Below are 4793 nucleotides of genomic sequence, written 5' to 3'. Positions count from 1 at the left end.
CTTGAACTTGAAATTTGGCCTCCTTATCCTATTTGTCTGACTAGTGCAAGCTGGTCGGATTTGTGGTAAAATAGATAAGATATGACAAAAGAATTTCATCATGTAACGGTCTTACTCCACGAAACGATTGATATGCTTGACGTAAAGCCCGACGGTATCTACGTTGATGCGACTTTGGGTGGAGCAGGCCATAGCGAGTATTTATTAAGTAAATTAAGTGAAAAAGGTCATCTCTATGCCTTTGACCAGGACCAGAATGCCATTGACAATGCGCAAAAACGCTTGGCACCTTACATTGAAAAGGGAATGGTGACCTTTATCAAGGATAACTTCCGTCATTTACAGGCACGTTTGCGCGAAGCTGGTGTTCAGGAAATTGATGGAATTTGTTATGACTTGGGAGTGTCTAGTCCTCAATTAGACCAGCGTGAGCGTGGTTTTTCTTATAAAAAGGATGCGCCACTGGACATGCGGATGAATCAGGATGCTAGTCTGACAGCCTATGAAGTGGTGAACCATTATGACTATCATGACTTGGTCCGTATTTTCTTCAAGTATGGAGAGGACAAATTCTCTAAACAGATTGCGCGTAAGATTGAACAAGCACGTGAAGTCAAGTCAATCGAGACTACGACTGAGTTAGCAGAGATTATCAAGTCGGCCAAACCTGCCAAGGAGCTCAAGAAGAAGGGTCATCCTGCTAAGCAGATTTTCCAGGCTATTCGAATTGAAGTCAATGATGAACTGGGAGCGGCAGATGAGTCCATCCAGCAGGCTATGAATATGTTGGCTCTGGATGGTAGGATTTCAGTGATTACCTTTCATTCCTTGGAAGACCGCTTGACCAAGCAGTTATTCAAGGAAGCTTCAACAGTTGAAGTTCCAAAAGGCTTACCCTTCATCCCAGATGATCTCAAGCCCAAGATGGAATTGGTGTCCCGTAAGCCAATCTTGCCAAGTGCAGAAGAATTAGAAGCCAATAACCGCTCGCACTCAGCCAAGTTGCGCGTGGCCAGAAAAATTCACAAGTAAGAGGGAAAAAGATGGCAGAAAGAATGGAAAAAACAGGTCAAATACTACAGATGCAACTTAAACGGTTTTCGCGTGTGGAAAAAGCTTTTTACTTTTCCATTGCTGTAACCACTCTTATTGTAGCCATTAGTATTATTTTTATGCAGACCAAGCTCTTGCAAGTGCAGAATGATTTGACAAAAATCAATGCGCAGATAGAGGAAAAGAAGACCGAATTGGACGATGCCAAGCAAGAGGTCAATGAACTATTACGTGCAGAACGTTTGAAAGAAATTGCCAATTCACACGATTTGCAATTAAACAATGAAAATATTCGAATAGCGGAGTAAGATATGAAGTGGACAAAAAAAGTAATCCGTTATGCGACCAAAAATCGGAAATCGCCGGCTGAAAACAGACGCAGAGTTGGAAAAAGTCTGAGTTTATTATCTGTCTTTGTTTTTGCCGTTTTTTTAGTCAATTTTGCGGTCATTATTGGGACGGGCACTCGCTTTGGAACAGATTTAGCGAAGGAAGCTAAGAAGGTTCATCAAACCACCCGTACAGTTCCTGCCAAACGTGGGACTATTTATGACCGAAATGGAGTCCCGATTGCTGAGGATGCGACATCTTATAATGTCTATGCGGTTATTGATGAGAACTATAAGTCAGCAACGGGTAAGATTCTTTACGTAGAAAAAACACAATTTAACAAGGTTGCAGAGGTCTTTCATAAGTATCTGGACATGGAAGAATCCTATGTAAGAGAGCAACTCTCGCAACCTAATCTCAAGCAAGTTTCCTTTGGTTCGAAGGGCAATGGGATTACCTATGCCAATATGATGTCTATCAAAAAAGAGTTGGAAACTGCAGAGGTCAAGGGGATTGATTTTACAACCAGTCCCAATCGTAGTTACCCAAACGGACAATTTGCTTCTAGTTTTATCGGATTAGCTCAGCTCCATGAAAATGAAGATGGAAGCAAGAGCTTGCTGGGAACCTCTGGAATGGAGAGTTCCTTGAATACTATTCTTGCAGGGACAGATGGGATTATTACCTATGAAAAAGACCGTTTAGGGAATATTGTTCCAGGTACGGAACAGATATCACAGAAGACTGTGAATGGCAAGGATGTTTATACAACTATTTCCAGCACCCTTCAGTCCTTCATGGAGACACAGATGAATGCCTTTCAAGAAAAAATAAAAGGCAAGTATATGACGGCTACCTTGGTTAGTGCTAAAACGGGGGAGATTCTTGCAACGACGCAGAGACCAACCTTTGATGCCGATACTAAGGAAGGACTTACCAAGGACTTTGTTTGGCGTGATATCCTCTATCAAAGTAACTATGAGCCAGGGTCACCCATGAAGGTCATGACGCTCGCTGCTGCTATTGATAATAATACTTTCCCAGGAGGAGAAGTTTTCAATAGTAGTGAGTTAAAAGTAGCAGATGTTACTACCCGAGATTGGGACGTCAATGAAGGATTAACTGTCGGAGGAATGATGACCTTTTCTCAAGGGTTCGCTCACTCAAGTAACGTTGGGATGACCCTTCTTGAGCAAAAGATGGGAGATGCTACCTGGCTTGATTATCTTAATCGCTTTAAATTTGGTGTTCCGACCCGTTTCGGTTTGACGGATGAGTATGCTGGGCAACTTCCTGCGGATAATATTGTCAGCATTGGGCAAAGCTCATTTGGGCAAGGGATTTCAGTGACCCAGACGCAAATGATTCGTGCCTTTACCGCTATTGCCAATGATGGCGTCATGCTAGAACCTAAATTTATCAGTGCCTTGTATGACCCAAATGACCAATCTGTTCGGAAATCTCAAAAAGAGATTGTAGGAAATCCTGTTTCTAAAGATGCAGCCAGTCTAACTCGAACCAACATGGTTTTGGTAGGAACAGATCCAGTTTATGGAACCATGTATAACCACAGCACAGGCAAGCCAACTGTAACTGTTCCTGGTCAAAATGTCGCCCTCAAGTCCGGTACGGCTCAGATTGCCGATGAGAAAAATGGAGGTTACTTAGTTGGTACGACCAATTACATTTTTTCGGCTGTGTCGATGAATCCAGCTGAAAATCCTGATTTTATCTTGTATGTGACGGTCCAACAACCTGAACATTATTCAGGTATTCAGTTGGGAGAATTTGCCAATCCTATCTTGGAGCGGGCTTCAGCTATGAAAGACTCTCTCAATCTTCAAACAGCAGCTAAAGCTTTGGAGCAAGTAAGTCAACAAAGTCCTTATCCTATGCCTAGTGTCAAGGATATTTCACCTGGTGATTTAGCAGAAGAATTGCGTCGCAATCTTGTACAACCTATTGTTGTGGGAACAGGAACGAAGATTAAAAACAGTTCTGCTGAAGAAGGGAAGAATCTTTCTCCGAACCAGCAAGTCCTGATCTTATCTGATAAAGCAGAGGAAGTTCCAGATATGTATGGTTGGACAAAAGAGACTGCTGAGACCTTTGCTAAGTGGCTCAATATAGAACTTGAATTTGAAGGTTCGGGCTCTACTGTGCAGAAGCAAGATGTTCGTGCTAACACAGCTATCAAGGACATTAAAAAAATTACATTAACTTTAGGAGACTAATATGTTTATTTCCATCAGTGCTGGAATTGTGACATTTTTACTAACTTTAGTAGGAATTCCGGCCTTTATCAAATTTTATAGAAAGGCGCAAATTACAGGCCAGCAGATGCATGAGGATGTCAAACAGCATCAGGCAAAAGCTGGCACGCCAACTATGGGGGGACTTATTTTCCTCATTGCTGCAGTTGTGGTGAGTTTCCTTCTTGCTCTTTTTTCAAAACAATTGACCAATAATGTGGGAATGATTTTGTTCATCTTGGTCCTTTATGGCCTTGTCGGATTTTTAGATGACTTTCTCAAGGTCTTTCGTAAAATCAATGAGGGGCTTAACCCCAAACAGAAATTGGCTCTTCAGCTTCTAGGTGGCGTCATTTTCTACCTTTTCTATGAGCGCGGTGGCGATATGCTTTCTGTCTTTGGCTACCAAGTGCATCTAGGGATTTTCTATATTTTCTTCGCCCTTTTCTGGCTGGTCGGTTTTTCAAACGCAGTCAACTTGACAGATGGTATTGACGGTCTAGCTAGTATTTCCGTTGTGATTAGTTTGTCTGCCTATGGAGTTATTGCCTATGTGCAAGGCCAGATGGATATTCTTCTAGTGATTCTAGCCATGATTGGTGGTTTGCTCGGTTTCTTCGTCTTTAACCATAAGCCTGCTAAGGTCTTTATGGGAGATGTGGGAAGCTTGGCTTTAGGTGGAATGCTGGCAGCTATTTCTATGGCCCTCCACCAAGAATGGACTCTCTTGGTTATCGGAATTGTGTATGTTTTTGAAACAACTTCGGTCATGATGCAAGTAACTTATTTCAAAATGACTGGTGGCAAACGTATTTTCCGTATGACGCCTGTCCATCACCATTTTGAGCTTGGAGGATTTTCTGGTAAAGGAAATCCTTGGAGCGAGTGGAAGGTTGACTTCTTCTTTTGGGGAGTGGGGCTTCTAGCAAGTCTCCTGACCCTAGCAATTTTATATTTGATGTAAGAATGGCACCCTGATGTTTCAGGGTGTTTTTGCTTTTTAAAAAATATTGGTCAATCTAAGTCAAAATCCTTGACCTTTTCTGACTAATGTAGTATATTATGAACGTAAGGTAAATGAAAGCCTTACTAGAACACTTATACTCAATGAAAATCAACGAGCAAACTAGGAAGCTAGACGCAGGTTGCTCAAAACAC

General features: G+C 42.0%; 4 protein-coding genes. All 4 read left to right on the top strand.

Annotation, left to right across the window (positions count from 1 at the left end):
- Positions 1 to 81 precede the first annotated feature (81 nt).
- Genes rsmH through mraY form a run of 4 tightly spaced genes read left to right on the top strand, consistent with a single transcriptional unit; the run spans position 82 to position 4599 of the window.
- The gene (rsmH, locus tag HT669_RS08810; RefSeq protein WP_023934064.1) at positions 82 to 1032 is read left to right on the top strand and encodes a 16S rRNA (cytosine(1402)-N(4))-methyltransferase RsmH; all 951 of its coding nucleotides are present in this window, start codon (positions 82 to 84) and stop codon (positions 1030 to 1032) included.
- An 11-nt stretch (positions 1033 to 1043) separates the two neighbouring features.
- Positions 1044 to 1361, top strand: a complete 318-nt coding sequence (gene ftsL, locus HT669_RS08805) for a cell division protein FtsL (protein WP_000840840.1) — start codon at positions 1044 to 1046, stop codon at positions 1359 to 1361.
- 3 nt (positions 1362 to 1364) lie between these two features.
- Entirely contained in the window at positions 1365 to 3617 is a 2253-nt protein-coding gene (gene pbp2X / locus HT669_RS08800) for a penicillin-binding protein 2X (RefSeq protein WP_172922189.1), read from the top strand.
- A gap of 1 nt (position 3618) precedes the next feature.
- Positions 3619 to 4599: a phospho-N-acetylmuramoyl-pentapeptide-transferase gene (mraY, locus tag HT669_RS08795; RefSeq protein WP_172922190.1), complete on the top strand. Its 981-nt coding sequence runs from the start codon at positions 3619 to 3621 to the stop codon at positions 4597 to 4599.
- Positions 4600 to 4793 lie beyond the last annotated feature (194 nt).

Origin of the sequence: Streptococcus sp. 2100, assembly GCF_013276335.1 — a bacterium.
Classification (GTDB): domain Bacteria; phylum Bacillota; class Bacilli; order Lactobacillales; family Streptococcaceae; genus Streptococcus; species Streptococcus pseudopneumoniae.
Note: the sequence above shows the minus strand (reverse complement) of the source record. Positions and strands in the feature narration are given on the sequence as shown.

Bases quoted from the DNA above. Each gene is read 5' to 3' on its own strand.
- mraY (WP_172922190.1), top strand. From the start codon at position 3,619: ATGTTTATTTCCATCAGTGCTGGAATTGTGACATTTTTACTAACTTTA.
- rsmH (WP_023934064.1), top strand. From the start codon at position 82: ATGACAAAAGAATTTCATCATGTAACGGTCTTACTCCACGAAACGATT.
- ftsL (WP_000840840.1), top strand. From the start codon at position 1,044: ATGGCAGAAAGAATGGAAAAAACAGGTCAAATACTACAGATGCAACTT.
- pbp2X (WP_172922189.1), top strand. From the start codon at position 1,365: ATGAAGTGGACAAAAAAAGTAATCCGTTATGCGACCAAAAATCGGAAA.